Annotated in this window: 16 protein-coding genes and 1 pseudogene; 9 read left to right on the top strand and 8 right to left on the bottom strand. The window is 67.9% G+C overall.

Features of this window, described 5'->3' with window-relative positions; translation table 11 throughout:
* Positions 1 to 2: 2 nt before the first annotated feature.
* Together ACMGER_RS04575 and ACMGER_RS04570 are read right to left on the bottom strand one after the other, a co-directional pair.
* Positions 3 to 695, bottom strand: a complete 693-nt coding sequence (locus tag ACMGER_RS04575; protein WP_436810922.1) for a dienelactone hydrolase family protein — start codon at positions 693 to 695, stop codon at positions 3 to 5.
* A pseudogene (locus ACMGER_RS04570) lies at positions 692 to 1,168 on the bottom strand (methylated-DNA--[protein]-cysteine S-methyltransferase). The gene ACMGER_RS04575 and the pseudogene ACMGER_RS04570 overlap by 4 nt, the downstream one beginning before the upstream one ends.
* 29 nt (positions 1,169 to 1,197) lie before the next feature.
* Between ACMGER_RS04570 and ACMGER_RS04565 the strand changes: the two are divergent.
* Genes ACMGER_RS04565 through ACMGER_RS04540 form a run of 6 tightly spaced genes read left to right on the top strand, consistent with a single transcriptional unit; the run spans position 1,198 to position 6,887 of the window.
* Positions 1,198 to 1,443: a DUF6489 family protein gene (locus ACMGER_RS04565; RefSeq protein WP_436810921.1), complete on the top strand. Its 246-nt coding sequence runs from the start codon at positions 1,198 to 1,200 to the stop codon at positions 1,441 to 1,443.
* Positions 1,440 to 2,717, top strand: coding sequence for a tRNA uridine-5-carboxymethylaminomethyl(34) synthesis GTPase MnmE (gene mnmE, locus ACMGER_RS04560; RefSeq protein WP_436810920.1), 1,278 nt, complete (start codon positions 1,440 to 1,442; stop codon positions 2,715 to 2,717). Before ACMGER_RS04565 ends, mnmE begins: the two co-directional genes overlap by 4 nt.
* Before the next feature lie 45 nt (positions 2,718 to 2,762).
* Positions 2,763 to 4,601, top strand: coding sequence for a tRNA uridine-5-carboxymethylaminomethyl(34) synthesis enzyme MnmG (gene mnmG, locus ACMGER_RS04555; RefSeq protein ID WP_436810919.1), 1,839 nt, complete (start codon positions 2,763 to 2,765; stop codon positions 4,599 to 4,601).
* A complete protein-coding gene (rsmG, locus tag ACMGER_RS04550) occupies positions 4,598 to 5,221 on the top strand; it encodes a 16S rRNA (guanine(527)-N(7))-methyltransferase RsmG (RefSeq protein WP_436810918.1) in 624 nt (207 codons plus the stop codon). The genes mnmG and rsmG overlap by 4 nt, the downstream gene beginning before the upstream one ends.
* Complete coding sequence (locus ACMGER_RS04545; RefSeq protein ID WP_436810917.1) at positions 5,218 to 5,997, top strand: ParA family protein; 780 nt, start codon at positions 5,218 to 5,220, stop codon at positions 5,995 to 5,997. Before rsmG ends, ACMGER_RS04545 begins: the two co-directional genes overlap by 4 nt.
* Positions 5,994 to 6,887 (top strand): ParB/RepB/Spo0J family partition protein, encoded by an 894-nt coding sequence (locus ACMGER_RS04540; RefSeq protein WP_436810916.1) that lies wholly within the window; start codon positions 5,994 to 5,996, stop codon positions 6,885 to 6,887. The genes ACMGER_RS04545 and ACMGER_RS04540 overlap by 4 nt, the downstream gene beginning before the upstream one ends.
* Before the next feature lie 39 nt (positions 6,888 to 6,926).
* On the opposite strand, the gene holA is transcribed toward ACMGER_RS04540, so the two are convergent.
* From holA to ACMGER_RS04520, 4 genes are all read right to left on the bottom strand, one after another.
* Entirely contained in the window at positions 6,927 to 7,946 is a 1,020-nt protein-coding gene (gene holA / locus ACMGER_RS04535; RefSeq protein ID WP_436810915.1) for a DNA polymerase III subunit delta, read from the bottom strand.
* Positions 7,943 to 8,434, bottom strand: a complete 492-nt coding sequence (gene lptE, locus ACMGER_RS04530) for an LPS assembly lipoprotein LptE (RefSeq protein WP_436810914.1) — start codon at positions 8,432 to 8,434, stop codon at positions 7,943 to 7,945. Before lptE ends, holA begins: the two co-directional genes overlap by 4 nt.
* Complete coding sequence (gene leuS, locus ACMGER_RS04525) at positions 8,431 to 10,923, bottom strand: leucine--tRNA ligase (protein ID WP_436810913.1); 2,493 nt, start codon at positions 10,921 to 10,923, stop codon at positions 8,431 to 8,433. The genes lptE and leuS overlap by 4 nt, the downstream gene beginning before the upstream one ends.
* A 107-nt stretch (positions 10,924 to 11,030) precedes the next feature.
* Positions 11,031 to 11,468, bottom strand: coding sequence for a DUF3576 domain-containing protein (locus ACMGER_RS04520; RefSeq protein WP_436810912.1), 438 nt, complete (start codon positions 11,466 to 11,468; stop codon positions 11,031 to 11,033).
* Positions 11,469 to 11,639: 171 nt separating this feature from the next.
* Between ACMGER_RS04520 and ACMGER_RS04515 the strand changes: the two genes are divergently transcribed.
* Positions 11,640 to 12,356, top strand: coding sequence for a hypothetical protein (locus ACMGER_RS04515; protein WP_436810911.1), 717 nt, complete (start codon positions 11,640 to 11,642; stop codon positions 12,354 to 12,356).
* Positions 12,357 to 12,502: 146 nt separating this feature from the next.
* Here the strand turns inward: ACMGER_RS04515 and ACMGER_RS04510 are convergent, their stop codons facing one another.
* Positions 12,503 to 13,039 (bottom strand): thiamine phosphate synthase, encoded by a 537-nt coding sequence (locus ACMGER_RS04510; RefSeq protein ID WP_436810910.1) that lies wholly within the window; start codon positions 13,037 to 13,039, stop codon positions 12,503 to 12,505.
* Between the two features lie 22 nt (positions 13,040 to 13,061).
* Between ACMGER_RS04510 and ACMGER_RS04505 the strand changes: the two genes are divergently transcribed.
* Together ACMGER_RS04505 and ACMGER_RS04500 are read left to right on the top strand one after the other, a co-directional pair.
* Positions 13,062 to 13,730: a YggS family pyridoxal phosphate-dependent enzyme gene (locus ACMGER_RS04505; protein ID WP_436810909.1), complete on the top strand. Its 669-nt coding sequence runs from the start codon at positions 13,062 to 13,064 to the stop codon at positions 13,728 to 13,730.
* Complete coding sequence (locus ACMGER_RS04500; protein ID WP_436810908.1) at positions 13,730 to 14,434, top strand: HAD family hydrolase; 705 nt, start codon at positions 13,730 to 13,732, stop codon at positions 14,432 to 14,434. Before ACMGER_RS04505 ends, ACMGER_RS04500 begins: the two co-directional genes overlap by 1 nt.
* A gap of 2 nt (positions 14,435 to 14,436) precedes the next feature.
* Here ACMGER_RS04500 and ACMGER_RS04495 read toward each other — a convergent pair whose 3' ends face one another.
* Positions 14,437 to 14,658, bottom strand: a complete 222-nt coding sequence (locus ACMGER_RS04495) for a hypothetical protein (RefSeq protein ID WP_436810907.1) — start codon at positions 14,656 to 14,658, stop codon at positions 14,437 to 14,439.
* Between the last annotated feature and the right edge of the window lie 74 nt (positions 14,659 to 14,732).

The raw sequence follows: 14,732 nt of genomic DNA, 5'->3' as shown, positions 1-14,732 counted from the left end.
CCTCAGCCGAGATTGTCGGCGAAGAACTGCCGCGTCACCGCATCGGCGCGCTCGGCAGATTCGGGCGAGCGGCGCTTGCCCATCTCGGTTGCGAAGCCGTGATCCTCGCCCGGATAGTCGACCAGCGTGACCTTGGGATGGTCGTCGAGCCCCTCGTGCATCTTCCGCTGCACCTCGGGCGATACGAAATGATCGGCGCCGGCGATGTGGAGGAGCAGCGGGTGCGCGATCGCGCGCTTCTCGCCGAGCAGGTTGTCGATGCCGACCGCATAATAGCCGACGCTGGCGTCCACGTCGGTGCGCGCCGCGGTCATATAGGCGAGGCGGCCGCCCAGGCAGTAGCCGACGCAGCCGACCTTGCCGCCGCCGATCTCCGCCCGTGCCGCGCGGATCGTCACCTCGATATCGCGGATGCCGGCGTCCTGGTCGAACCTGCCCATCCAGTCGAACGCCTGCTGCATCTGCTCGGGCACGTCGGGATCGAGCTCGATGCCGGGCCGGAGCCGCCAGAACAGGTCGGGCGCCACCGCCAGATAGCCGTCCGCCGCGAGCTTGTCGCATTTCTGGCGGATGCCGGGGTTCACCCCGAAGATCTCCTGGATCACCACGATCGCCGCGCGTGGCTCGCGTGCCGGCCGGGCGACATAGGCGGAAAAGCTGCCCTGGTCGTCGGGCGCTTCGATCGTCAGCGTCATAGGAGCCTCCCGTGCCTGGCTTCGTGATCGAGCAGCCACCGCTTGGTGGCGAGTCCCTCGCCTGCCGAATAATGACCGAGCCCGTCCGCGCCAAGCACGCGATGGCAGGGTACGATGATCGGGAAAGGATTGCGCGAGCAGAGCTGTCCGATTGCGCGCGGGCCGGACTCGAGCCGCCGAGCAAGCGCGCCGTAGCTCATCGTCTCGCCATAGCCGATCGCGACCAAACCATCTCTAAGCTCTTGTCCACGTTTGGTTTTGGCCGGTTCGAGCGGCAGGTCGAATTGCTGCAGCGCACCATCGAATCAGGCCTTGAGCTGCTCGGTTGCGGCGACGACCGCCGATGCGCGCGGCCGTAGCGGGGGCGAGCGGTCGCGCTCGATCGCAATGCGGTGAATGGTCGTCGCATCTCCCTCGATCCGTACGGTGCCGACGGGCGTTGCGATCAGGGCAGTGTCGCGCGCATAAGACATGGCCCAGGCTAACACGGGGATGCGCGCCCATGAAGATTAATGTCGAGATCGACTGCACTCCCGAGGAAGCGCGCCGCGCGATCGGGTTACCAGACCTGACGCCGCTGCACGATCGCTATGTCGCGATCATGCAAGAGGCGATGAATGGCGGCGCATCGCCCGAACTGCTCGAATCGGTGATGAAGAGCTGGGCGCCGATGGGAGAGGCCGGTCTGAACCTGTGGCGCACCCTGTTCGAGAGCGCGACCAAGCCGGGCACCAGATCGGCCGAATGAACGATACCATCTTCGCGCTGTCGAGCGGAATGCCGCCGGCAGCAATCGCGATCATGCGGCTGAGCGGAGTAGGAGCTTTCGCGGCGGTTGCGGCCTTGTCAGGACCGTTGCCGAAACCGCGGGTTGCTGCGTTGCGCGCGCTCCGTGATCCGACGAGCGGCGTGATACTCGATCGGGCGCTGGTCCTGCTGTTTCCCGGTCCTGACAGCGCTACGGGAGAGGATGTCGCCGAGCTGCACCTCCACGGCGGCCGCGCGGTAGTGCGTGCGGTCGATGCCGTGCTGACCGCAATGCCGGGCCTGCGCGCCGCCGGACCCGGCGAATTCACTCGGCGCGCGCTCGCCAATGGTCGCATCGATCTCACCGAGGCGGAGGGGTTGGCCGATCTCCTCGCTGCCGAAACCGAAGCGCAGCGCCGCTCCGCCATCGCCAGCGCCGAGGGTGGTCTGCGCCGCCGCATCGAGCAGTGGAGCGCGCGAGCGGTGGGGCTTGCCGCGCGTGTCGAAGCGGCGATCGATCACGAGGACGAAGGGGACGTCGATGCGGAATCGATCGTCACCGGCGTTCGCGAGGATGTTTCGGCACTGGCGCGCGAGATCGAAGCGGTGTTGATCCAGCCACCGGCGGAACGGCTGCACGAAGGGGTTCGCGTCGTCCTCGCCGGACCGCCGAACAGCGGAAAATCGACCCTGCTCAACGCGCTCGCGGGCCGCGAGGCGGCGATCGTCTCGCCGATCGCCGGCACGACGCGTGATCGCATCGAGGCGCCGGTGGTGCGCCGAGGCGTTGCCTGGTTGCTCACCGACACCGCCGGACTCGCTGCCGATACCGATGATCCGGTCGAGGCGATCGGCATCGCCCGCGCGCGCGAAGCGGCGGCCCTTGCAGATATCGTGCTGTGGCTCGGAGATGATCCTCCCCCGGCGCCGGAGATGTTGGCCATCCACGCGCGCGCCGACGCTCGCCCGCTTCGTCCGGGCCGCCTCGCGGTTTCGGCTGCGACGGGGGAGGGAATGGAGGCGTTGTGGAGCGCCCTGGTCGAGCGGGCAAAGGCGTTGCTGCCCGTGCCGGATGCAGTGGCGCTCAATCGCCGGCAGGCTGAGCTGGCCGGCATTGCCGCCGGGGCGCTGGACCTGGCCGGCGATCTACTCGACCCGTTGCTAATCGCGGAGGAACTGCGTCACGCGCTTCTCCAGTTCGATCGGCTCACTGGGCGGGCAGGGGTGGAGAATGTCCTTGACGACCTGTTCGGCCGCTTCTGCATCGGCAAGTGATGTTTCACGTGGAACATGACGTCGCAAAAGATTAGATCGCGCCGCATGAACAGCTTTGATGTCATCGTCGTCGGTGGCGGTCACGCCGGGACCGAGGCGGCCGCGGTGGCCGCCAGGCGCGGTGCACGCGTCGCGCTGGTGACGTTCGACGCTCGCATGATCGGTGCGATGTCGTGCAACCCTGCGATCGGCGGAATTGGCAAGGGGCATCTCGTCCGCGAGGTCGATGCTTTCGACGGACTGATCGCGCGGGCAGCCGATGCCGCGGCGATTCACTATCGGATGCTCAACCGCAGCAAGGGGCTGGCAGTAAGGGGGCCTCGTATCCAGGCCGACCGGTGTCGCTACGCTGCGGCTATCCGCGCGATGCTCGCTCGCCATGAGAGGCTGACGATCGTCGAGGGCGAGGCGGCCGAGCTGGTCGTGGCGGGCGGCAGGGTCGCCGGTCTGGCGTTGGATGACGGCACCAGCCTAACTGCGCCTGCGGTGATCCTCGCGACCGGGACTTTTCTCGGCGGTCGCATCTTCCGTGGAGAGGAGCGCCAGGACGGTGGGCGCGTCGACGAGCGTGCCGCGACGAGGCTCGGGATTCAACTCCGCGCGCTCGGGCTGCCGATGGCGCGTCTCAAGACGGGCACACCGCCGCGGCTCGACGGTCGCACCATCGATTGGGCGGTGCTGCCGGCGCAGCCGTCGGACGCGGAGCCGTGGACGATGTCCCCGCTGACGCCCGCGCGCATGTTGCCGCAGCTCGCCTGCGCCGTCACTCGTACCACAATGGAAGCGCACGCGATCATCCGCAGCGGCCTCGATCGCTCGCCGTTGTTCGGCGGTGACATCAAAGGGGCGGGGCCACGCTATTGCCCGTCGATCGAGGACAAGGTTCACCGTTTCGGCGATCGTGACGGCCACCAGATCTTCCTCGAACCCGAAGGGCTCGATGACCATCTCATTTACCCCAACGGCATCTCGACCTCGCTCCCGGTCGACGTGCAGATGGCGATGATTGCATCGATTCCCGGGCTTGCGCGGGCGCGCATCGTCACGCCGGGCTATGCCGTCGAATATGACTATATCGATCCCCGATCGCTCGATCGCGCGTTGATGTTGACGGCATTGCCGGGACTATTCTGCGCAGGTCAGATCAACGGCACTACCGGCTATGAGGAGGCGGCGGGGCAGGGGCTCGTGGCGGGCCTCAACGCCGCTGCTCATGCGTGTGGCCTCGCTGCAGTCGAGCTTCGCCGCACGGACTGCTACCTTGGCGTGATGATCGACGATCTGGTTCTGCAGGGCGTGACCGAACCCTATCGCATGTTGACGGCGCGCGCCGAGCATCGTCTCCGTCTGCGTGCCGACAATGCAGAGACCCGGCTCGCTGGAATTGCACTGGCGGCCGGATGCGTCGGCGAGGAGCGGCGGCGCCATCTCGAATGGCGGCAAGAGGAGCGCGGCCGGCTCGGCAACCGGTTCGCGACAAAGTTCACCGCGTCCGAGCTCGCGTCGCGCGGCGCGTCCGTCGCCCAGGATGGAGCCCGGCGCAGCGTGCGCGAGTGGCTTCGGTTCGACGGCGTCGATGTCGAGACGTTGCTTCCGGGGATCGGTACGGCGACTGACGCCGCCCTGCTCGCCGAAGCGATAGAGGACGCTCGTTACGCGCCCTATCTCGAACGCCAGGCGGCAGAGATCGCAGCTGCCGCGCGCGACGAGGCGATGCCGTTGCCAAAGACGCTCGATTATGCCGTCATCCGGGGTCTTTCGAACGAGATGGTGGAACGGCTTTCAGCGGCGCGGCCCGAGACGATCGGCGCCGCCAGCCGCGTGCGCGGCGTCTCGCCCGCAGCGCTCTCGGCGATCCTGCTCCACGTGAAACGGGCGGCGTGACCGAGGACGAGGCACGGGACTGGACCGCTGGCCGCTATGGTTCGGGGGCGGTCAAACGGCTGGAGCGCTATGCCGATCTGCTGCAGGCCGAGGCCGGACGCCAGAATCTCGTCGCAAGCTCCACGCTGCCGACATTATGGGTGCGCCACTTCGTCGATTCGGCGCAGCTGCTCGATCTGGCGCCGCCGAGCGGCGGTGAGTGGATCGACGTCGGCGCGGGCGCAGGCTTGCCGGGGCTCGTCGTCGCCCTCGCCAGCGATTGGCGCGTAACTCTGGTCGAGCCACGCCGTCTCCGCGTCGCCTTCCTCGGCCATTGCATCGAGGCGCTCGGTCTCGGCGATCGGGTCGCCGTCGAGGCGAACAAGATCCAAGGCGTTCACCATATCGTGCCGGCAAGCGTGATCTCCGCGCGCGCGGTCGCGGCGCTGCCCCGGCTCATCGCCTCGGCAGCGCATCTCGCCGATCGGGGGACGGTCTGGCTGCTGCCGAAGGGCAGCCGCGCGCAATCGGAGGTGGCGGAGGCGCGGCGTTCGTGGCAGGGTGTGTTTCACGTGAAACAGAGCGTCGTCGACTCGGACTCGGGCATCGTCGTCGCCAGCCAGGTTGCGCGCCGCCGATGATCTGCATCACCATCGCGAATCAGAAAGGTGGGGTCGGCAAGACCACGACCGCGATCAACGTCAGCACGGCATTGGCCGCGACGGGCCTGCGGGTGCTGATCGTCGATCTCGATCCGCAGGGGAACGCATCGACAGGATTCGGCATCGCTCGGGCCGAGCGCGCGCGATCGAGCTACGATCTGCTGATCGGCGACACCGACCTGCAATCGGTCGCGACGCCCACGCGGGTACCTCGACTCGACATCGTGCCCGCGACGGTCGACCTTTCCGGCGCCGAGATCGAACTGGTGGAGTTCGACGCCCGCACCCATCGCCTGGACGCCGCAATCCGCCGCAGCGAGCAGCGCTGGGACGTGGTGTTGATCGATTGCCCGCCGTCGCTGGGCCTCCTCACGATCAACGCGATGGTCGCCTCCCACGCGCTGCTCGTGCCGCTTCAATGCGAGTTTTTTGCGCTGGAGGGGCTGAGCCAGCTGCTGTCCACGGTCGAGCGCATCCGTTCGCGCTTCAATCCGGGGCTGTCGATCCTCGGCGTGGTGCTCACCATGTTCGACCGCCGCAACCGCCTGACCGATCAGGTCTCGGACGACGTGCGCGCGGTACTCGGCAAGGTGGTGTTCGATACCGTCATCCCGCGCAACGTCCGCCTGTCCGAAGCGCCTAGCCATGGCGTGCCGGCACTGATCTATGATCATCGCTGCTCGGGGTCCGAGGCCTATATAGCGCTCGCCCGCGAGGTGATCGCCCGCTTGCCCAAGGTTGCCCAGGCTGCATGACCGATTCCGTCACTCCGATTCGTAAGTCCCGTCCCGGCCTCGGCCGCGGCCTCAATGCCCTGCTTGGCGATGCCACCGGCGAACCCTCGGCCGGTGCCGTTTCGGGAGAGATCAGCGGCGTTCGCATGATGTCGGTCAGCGCGCTGTCTCCCCATCCTGATCAGCCGCGCCGCCGCTTCGATGATGAGGCGCTGGAGGAGCTGGCCCGCTCCGTTGCCGAGCGTGGCGTGCTGCTGCCATTGCTCGTCCGTCCGCACGGCAAGGACTATCAGATCGTCGCCGGCGAGCGGCGCTGGCGTGCGGCACAGAGGGCCAGGTTGCACGAGGTGCCGGTGATCGTTCGTGAGATCACCGATGCCGAGACGATGGAACTCGCACTGGTCGAGAACATCCAGCGCGAGGACCTGAATGCGATCGAAGAGGCTGAGGCCTATCGCAAGCTGATCGATCAGTTCGGCCATACCCAGGAAGCGCTCGCCAAGCTGGTCCACAAGTCGCGCAGCCATATCTCCAACCTATTGAGATTGCTTGATCTTCCAGCACCCGTTCGTGAGATGGTGCTTGAAGGCAGCCTGGAGATGGGCCATGCACGCGCTCTGATCGGCGTGCCTGATGCGCTTGCGCTGGCACGCAGGGCCGTGGAAGGCCGCTTGTCGGTGCGGGAGGTCGAAAAGTTCGCGCGCGAGGCCAAGCCAGGCGCGAAGGAGAAGGGCGGGAACGCACCGGCGCGCAATACCGACATCGCGGCGCTGGAGAGACAGCTCGGCGATCTGCTGGGGCTCAAGGTGGCGATTACCCACGGCGACAAGGGTGGTACGCTGACGCTGGGCTATTCGACGCTCGACCAGCTCGACATGCTCTGTCAGCGCCTGAGCGGGGAGCGGATCTAGCTCCAGCACTCGCCCGTCCAACGGGAGTGCGGCAGGTTCTCAGAGCCGCGCCGCGGCCCGCGCGATGGTGAGCAAGTCGTGGGCAGCGCCGACCGAGCCGATCGTGCTCCCGCCGGCCATCACGCCGCGTTCGGCGCGCCGCACCCGTTCCAGCGCCGCGGCGACCTGTCTGGCATCCCATCTCCGCAATGCCTTGATCGTGCTCGATTTTTCCTTCCAGAATACGCGATGCCGCTCCACCACCATATCGGGCGAGGCACCGGCCTCGACCTCGCCGCGCATCTCGGCGAGTGCGACCAGCCGCCGCGCCAGCGCGCGGAGCATCGGGATTTCCATATTGGCGCCGGCGAGCGCCGCCAACTCGCGGCCAAGATCAGCCGACCGTCCGTCGATGACCGCCTCGACCGCCGTCGCCATCTCCGCCTCGTCGAAATTCGCGCCGATCGCCGCCAGGGCAACGGCATCGGCGTCCCTCGGCCGGTCAGGCGCGGCGTCGAGGTAGAGCGCGAGCTTCTCGATCTCACGCGTCAGCACCGCACGGTCGCCGCCCGCCGCGTCGAACATCGTCGCCGCGGTGTCGCCGATCAGGCGCAGGCCGTGCTCGCGCGCGATTCCCGCCGCCAGTCGCGCCGCATTCTGGCCTTCAGGTGGGTAGCAGGCGAGCGTCATCGCGCTGGATGCGGCGATCGCCGCCTTGACGAGCTTGCCGGTGGCCTTGGCTCCGGACGCGATCGCCACCACGGGATTGCCCGCGATCGGCGCGTCGAGCAGCAGCTGCACCGCCTCGGCCGATTCCTCTCCCATGCCGGTCACGCGAATCCAGCGCTTGTCGCCGAACAGCGACAGCGACGCCGCTTCCTCGGCGAGCCGCCCCGGCTGCCCCTTCAGCATCGTGCCGTCGAGGTCAACCCGCTCGGCCTCGCCCATCGCTCGGCCGAGCCGTTCGGCATAATCCATCGCGCCCGCCTCGTCGGGACCGTGGAGCAGGAACAGGCGAACGTCGCCGCTGCTGCCTGCCCGATCGATCGCGCTGCCGATCTGGGCGGCGTTGGCCTTCATTGCCTGGCGCTGCGCTCGGCGTAAAGCGCGAGTCGCGCGACGATCTGGTCGGCGACGATTCCTGCGAGCCGCTCCAGCGCCGACTGCTCGGCGGCGATCGTTGCATATTCGGAACCGACCACATCGATGCCGGCGTCCGACCCTGCGGTGGCGTCGAGCACGACCTGTCCGTTGGCAAGATCGACGAGTTGATAACGCGCACGCAGCGTGCGGCGCTCGCGCGTGATCGCGTCGTCGCGGCGTACGCCGAGCCCGGTGATGTCGTCGTCCAGCTTCACCTCGAGCCGGTAGCGGGCCGTGCCGCCATCGACCGCCGAGAAACGGTCCCTGAGCTCCTTGGCGACCAGCCAGCCTTGCTGTCCCTGGATCGGTGCGACCTGCACGCTGCCCAGCATCGTGCGCGAGGCGCTCTCCGCACCGCCATAGAGCGGCCTGAGACCGCATCCGGAAAGCACCGCGAGCGCGAGCAGGGCCGCCGCGATCCTCATGCGACCAGATTCACCAGACGGTCGGGCACCACGATGATCTTGCGCGGGGCCTTGCCCTCCAGGATGCGCACGACATTGGCCGAGGCCAGCGCAGCCGCCTCCACCTCGTCCTTGGGCGCGCCCTTGGGCATGGTAAGCGTGTCGCGCAGCTTGCCGTTGACCTGCACCGCGATCGTCACCTGCGAGTCGATCAACAGCGCGGGATCGACCGCCGGCCATTCGGCATCGGCGACCAGCCCCTCCTGCCCCAGCCGCGCCCAGCCTTCTTCGGCGAGATGCGGCGTCATCGGCGCGACCAGCCGCACCAGCGTCGCCACGGCGGCGGTGCGCGAGGCGGAGGGGGCGGCGCGTTCGATCGCGTTGACCAGCTCGTAGATCTTGGCGACGGCCTTGTTGAACGCGAGCGCCTCGATGTCCTCGGCGACGCCGGCGATGGCGCGGTGGAGCTTGCGGTCGAGCTCGGCATCGCTGCCCTCCCCAGGCTCGATGCCGTCGACCAGCCGCCACAGCCGCTGGACGAAGCGCCAGGCGCCTTCGATACCGGCCTCGCTCCACGGCAGGTCGCGTTCGGGCGGCGAGTCGGAGAGCATGAACCACCGCACCGCGTCCGCGCCGTACTGGTCGACGATCGGCGAGGGATCGACGGTGTTCTTCTTCGATTTCGACATCTTCTCGACGCGGCCTACCGTCACCGGCTCGCCCGTCGCTGCCACCGTGCCGCCCTTGACCTCGTCGGGTGCCAGCCAGTTGCCGGCCGGATCCTGATAGGTCTCGTGCGTCACCATGCCCTGGGTGAACAGGCCGGCGAACGGCTCGGCGATGTCGAGCCGGCCGACGCGGCGCAGCGCGCGCGTCCAGAAGCGGGCGTAGAGCAGGTGGAGGATCGCATGTTCCACGCCGCCGATATACTGCCCGACCGGCAGCCACTGCTCGGCAACCGTCCGGTCGAACGGCTTGTCGGCCGGCTGGCTGGCGAAGCGGATGAAGTACCAGCTCGAGTTGACGAAGGTGTCGAGCGTGTCGGTCTCGCGTCGCGCCGGTGCGTCGCACTGCGGGCAGTCGACGTGTTTCCAGGTCGGATGACGGTCGAGCGGATTGCCCGGCACGTCGAAGCTCACGTCCTCGGGCAGCTCGACGGGGAGCAGGTCGCGCGGCACCGGCACCGGGCCGCAGCGCTCGCAATGGATGATCGGGATCGGCGTGCCCCAATAGCGCTGGCGAGAGACGCCCCAGTCGCGCAGCCGCCATACGGTGGTACCCTGGCCCCAGCCGCCTGCCTCGGCGCGCTCGATCACCGCGCGCTTGGCCTCGGCGACGTCCATCCCGTCGAGGAAATGCGAGTTCACCAGCGTGCCCGGGCCGCCATAGGCCTCGCTCTCGTGGAATTCGGGCGCGGTCTTGTCGCCATCCGAGACGACCCGGCGGATCGGCAGGCCGTATTTGGTCGCGAACTCGAAGTCGCGCTGGTCGTGTGCCGGCACGCCGAACACCGCGCCCGTACCATAGTCCATCAGCACGAAATTGGCGATGTAGACCGGGAGTTTCCATTCTGGATCAAAGGGGTGCGTCGCCCGAAGGCCGGTGTCGCAGCCCAGCTTCTCCTGCGTCTCGATCTCGGCCGCGCTGGTGCCGCCTTCCTTGCAGCGCTCGACGAACGCGGCGATCTCCGCATTCTCCGCCGCCAGCGCCTGCGCGATCGGATGGTCGGCGGCGATCGCGACGAAGCTCGACCCGAAGATCGTGTCGGGCCGGGTGGTGAACACCTCGACGTCGCCGCCGTCGGAGAGCCTGAACCGGAACCGCAGCCCCTCGCTCTTGCCGATCCAGTTCTCCTGCATCAGCCTGACCTTGTCGGGCCAATGCGCGAGCGTGCCGAGGCCGTCGAGCAACTCGTCGGCGAAATCGGTGATCTTGAGGAACCACTGGCTCAGCTTGCGCCGCTCGACCGTCGCACCCGAGCGCCAGCCCTTGCCGTCGATCACCTGCTCGTTGGCGAGCACGGTCATGTCGACCGGGTCCCAGTTGACTGCACTTTCCTTGCGGTAGACGAGCCCGGCGTCGAGCAGGTCGAGGAACAGCGCCTGCTCATGGCCGTAGTAGCCGGGGTCGCAGGTCGCGAGTTCGCGGGTCCAGTCGAGCGCAAAGCCGAGGCGCTTCAGCTGTGCCTTCATCGTCGCGATGTTCTGATAGGTCCAGGCGGCGGGGTGCACGCCCTTCTCCATCGCCGCATTCTCGGCCGGCATACCGAAGGCGTCCCACCCCATCGGGTGGAGCACCTCCATGCCCTTCATACGCCGGTAGCGCGCGAGCACGTCGCCCATCGTGTAGTTGCGCACATGCCCCATATGGATCTTCCCCGACGGATAGGGGAACATCTCGAGGACGTAGCTCTTGGGCTTGTTGGACGCATCGTCGGCGGCGAAGGTGCGGCGCTCGTCCCACACCTTCTGCCACGCGGCATCGGTCTTCAGCGCGTTGAAGCGCGACATTCCTGGCTCAACTCCGTTGGTCTACGGCGCCGGCCCGCTCCCCACCCAACCACCATAGGATACTGCCGTTGGGTGGCCGGGTAGGGAGCGGGCCGGCGCCGCAACGCTTAGTTCGTGATCGCGCCGCGGCGCAGGTCGCGGGCGCGGGTGAGGATGATGTCCTCGAGCTTCTGCACCGTCGCCGCCTGCACCGGCGCGTCGACCCATTGGCCGTTCTGGTTGACCTGGCGGAGCGCTGCCACCCGCACCGCATCCGCACGCAGGTCCTGGTCGAGGATGGTGACGGTCACCTTCATCCGCTCGGTCGGCGAATTGGGGTTCACATACCAGTCGGTGACGATCACGCCGCCGTTCGAATCGGTCTGGAGCAGCGGCATGAAGCTCAGCGTGTCGAGGCTGGCGCGCCACAGATAGCTGTTGACGCCAATCGTCGTGATCTTGCTCGCGGCGAGATCGGCCTGGGGACGCTCGCCGCCACGGCTGCAGGCGGCGAGCGGGATGAGCGCGACGCTCAGCAGCAACAGGGTACGCGAACGGGCGGTCATCGGCGGGTCCTCGGGTCCGAAAAGAGCGACATGCTTCTATAGAAGCTGCGCGCGCCGGAGCAAGCCGGGCCGGGGCTGTGGATAAGCTGCAACACTATAGGGAAAAACATTCGCTGCCATGGAACATTGCGGCGGGATTGTGGTAGGCGGGAATCGTAGAAGAGGAATCGTATGACGACGCGTCGTGTCATTGCCGGGATCCTAGCCGCGTCGGCGTTCGCCGGCGTGTGCGCGATCGCGCCGGCGATGGGCGCGAACGACGGGCGCAACATCGCACGCAAGCCACACACCCAGATGAACGCCGGAATCGGCTCCTTCACCCCTGCTTCGGCCGACCCGCGTCTGGCCGCCGTGCTGGCGCGTGCGGGCGTCACCAGCAGCGGCTTCCGATTCACTCCCTCGGGGGCGAATCGGTCGAGCAACCGTTCCGTGACCGTCGCGGTCCGCGCCCGTTCGACCCAGACGGCGGCCGCGACCGATCGCCTGCCAAGCGCCGCCGCTTCGCCGGTGGCGCTGGCGCCGATCGCCTACAACCTCGGCGTCGCGGTGGGCTGGAAGCGATTCGCGCTGTCGGGCGATCTCGCCAAGGTCGATCTCGCCGGACAGCCGGGCAGCCGCGAATCGGTCGACCTCGGCCTGTCCTACACCGGACGCAAGTTCAGCGGCCGCGTGAAGGCGGGGGCGGACCGCCCGAGCCGGAGCGAGCCGCGTCTGATCGCCGAGCAGCCGAGCTATTCGATCGACGTGGGCGGCTCCTACAGCCTGACCCGCAACCTCGATCTGACCGCAGGCGTTCGCTACAAGAGCGAACGTGAGCGCCTGACGCAGCTCACCGACGACCGGCGCGACAGCCAGTCGGTCTATGTCGGAACCGCTTTCAGGTTCTGAGGAGTCGTTCCTCCCATGCACTTCGTCACCCCGGACTTGTTCCGGGGGCTAGCGGGCGACCAAGGGAGGGTTTCAAGGCTCCAGCTGGAATCTCGCCGCCGGTCTTCGTGACGGAGTGGATGCCGGAACACGTCCGGCATGACGGTTCAAGTCTGTCGCGGACCCCGGCAGCGCAGCCACGCATCGATCCCCGCCCAGCCATAAACACCAAGCGGCTTCAAGGCCTTGAACCGCTTCGACGTCATGCCGCCGAGTGCGATCACCGGCACTGGCAGATTCCGGATCATCAGCCCCAGCCGCACGCGCCCGAGCGACCGTGCACCCGGATGCGACCGTGTCGGCCACACCGGTGAGACGAACAGCAGGTGCGCACCCGCGCGCACCGCGGCGACCGCCTCCCGCCGGCTGTGCGCCGACCAACTGAGCAGACCGCGGCCCCGCCGGCCGTTGTGGACGCCGTCGCGGCCCTCGAGCCCGCCCGCCGCGAGCAGCACCAGTCTCCGCCGACCCGTGACCTTCGCGACCTTCCGCAAAATCCCGCGCCGTTCCGCCTCGGGCAGGCCATGGTGGCGGAACACCACACCGCTTCCCCGCGGCAGCCGCGCAAGCGCATCCCACAGCTCGTCGCCGATCCGTTCGTCGGTCATCATCCAGACGCGAGGGATCGGGTGGCGGCGGCGCATTCCTCACCCTATAGCGCGCGCAATGCCGACCGACGACGCTTCCGCCCGCCTCGCCGCGATCCGTGACCGAATCGTCCGCGCCGCCGGTCTTGCCGACCGTTCGGCGGGCGAGGTGACGCTGGTTGCGATATCGAAAACCCAAGACGCTCCTGCCATCCGGCCGCTGATCGACGCCGGCCATCGCGTATTCGGCGAGAATCGCGTGCAGGAGGCGGCGGCGAAATGGCCGGCGCTGCGCGAGGCGGCCTCCGGCATCGCGCTCCATCTCGTCGGCCAACTCCAGTCGAACAAGGCGGCGGATGCGGTGGTGCTATTCGACGCGATCCATTCGGTCGACCGGCCCTCGCTCGTCGCCGCGCTCGCCAAGGCGATGGAGCGGGCGGACCGCCGGCCCGACTGCTTCATCCAGGTCAACATCGGCGACGAGCCGCAGAAGGGCGGCTGCGCGATCGATGACCTGCCGGCGCTGCTTGCCGAGGCGCGTGCCGCCGACCTGCCGGTCGCAGGGCTGATGGGCGTGCCCCCGGCCGGCGTCGAGGCGGCGCCCTATTTCGCGCTGCTGGCGAAGATGGCGCGCGATGCGGGACTGCCTGGGCTCAGCATGGGGATGAGCGAGGATTTCGAAGTCGCGGTGATGCTCGGCGCTACCCATATCCGCGTCGGCACAGCTTTGTTCGGGAGTCGCATGTAATGGCCGATCTCGGCGTCCAGTCCTTCTCGCATCCGATCGCCGTCCGCTTCGACGCGCTGCTGTTCGATTTCGACGGCGTGCTGGTCGAGAGCGAATATGCCGGCAACGCCCAGGTCGCCGCCTATCTGACCGGCATCGGCCATCCGACCACGCCCGAAGAATCGATGGCCAATTTCATGGGCCTGTCCGGCACCGAATTCTACGGCGCCGTCGAGCGCTGGATCGGGCGGCCGCTGCCGGAGGATTTCCACACCGTCCGCGCTGCCGAGGACGAGCGGGTGATGCGTGAAGGCATCGGCGAGGTGCTGGGGGCGGTCGCCTTCGTCCGCTCGCTGCCGCCGGAGCTGCCCAAGGCGATCGTCTCGTCGAGCTCGACGCGTTGGATCCGCAGCCACCTCGCGCACCTCGGCCTCGCCGATGCGTTCGGCGACCATCTCTACAGCGGTCGCGAGCATGTGACGCGGGGCAAGCCGGCGCCCGACCTCTATCTCCACGGCGCGGCACGGCTCGGCGTTCCGATCGAGCGGATCGCGATCCTGGAGGATTCGCCGGTCGGCGCGACCGGCGCGGTCGCTTCGGGGGCCTATGTCATCGGCCTGTGCGCCGGCAGCCACTGCGGCCCCGGCCACGATGCCCGTCTCCGCGCGATCGGCGTCGACGCGATCGCGCACGATTTCGCCGAGGTCGCCCGCCTGCTGGCGTGATGTTATTGGGTCCCGGCGTCCGGCGTCAGCTGATAGCGAAAGGCGTGCTCGAGCGGCAGCGCCGTCTCGCAGAAGGCGCATTCGGCCATCACGCGTCCGATCAGCCACTGCTGCTTGCCGCAGCCGGGGCAGTGGTTCACGCCGTCATCATGGTAGAGCAGGTTGTAGCCGGCGTGAAACCAGGCCGGCGCGCCATCTTCTGCCCTGTTGAGACCCGCGTACATCGGTGCTCTCCGATCGTTTCGACTTGTCAGGATAACGCTTCAACGCGCGACTGTTTCATTTCCGATGCGAAATT

This window comes from Sphingomonas astragali, from assembly GCF_051400615.1.
Taxonomy (GTDB): domain Bacteria; phylum Pseudomonadota; class Alphaproteobacteria; order Sphingomonadales; family Sphingomonadaceae; genus Sphingomonas.
Note: the sequence above shows the minus strand (reverse complement) of the source record. Positions and strands in the feature narration are given on the sequence as shown.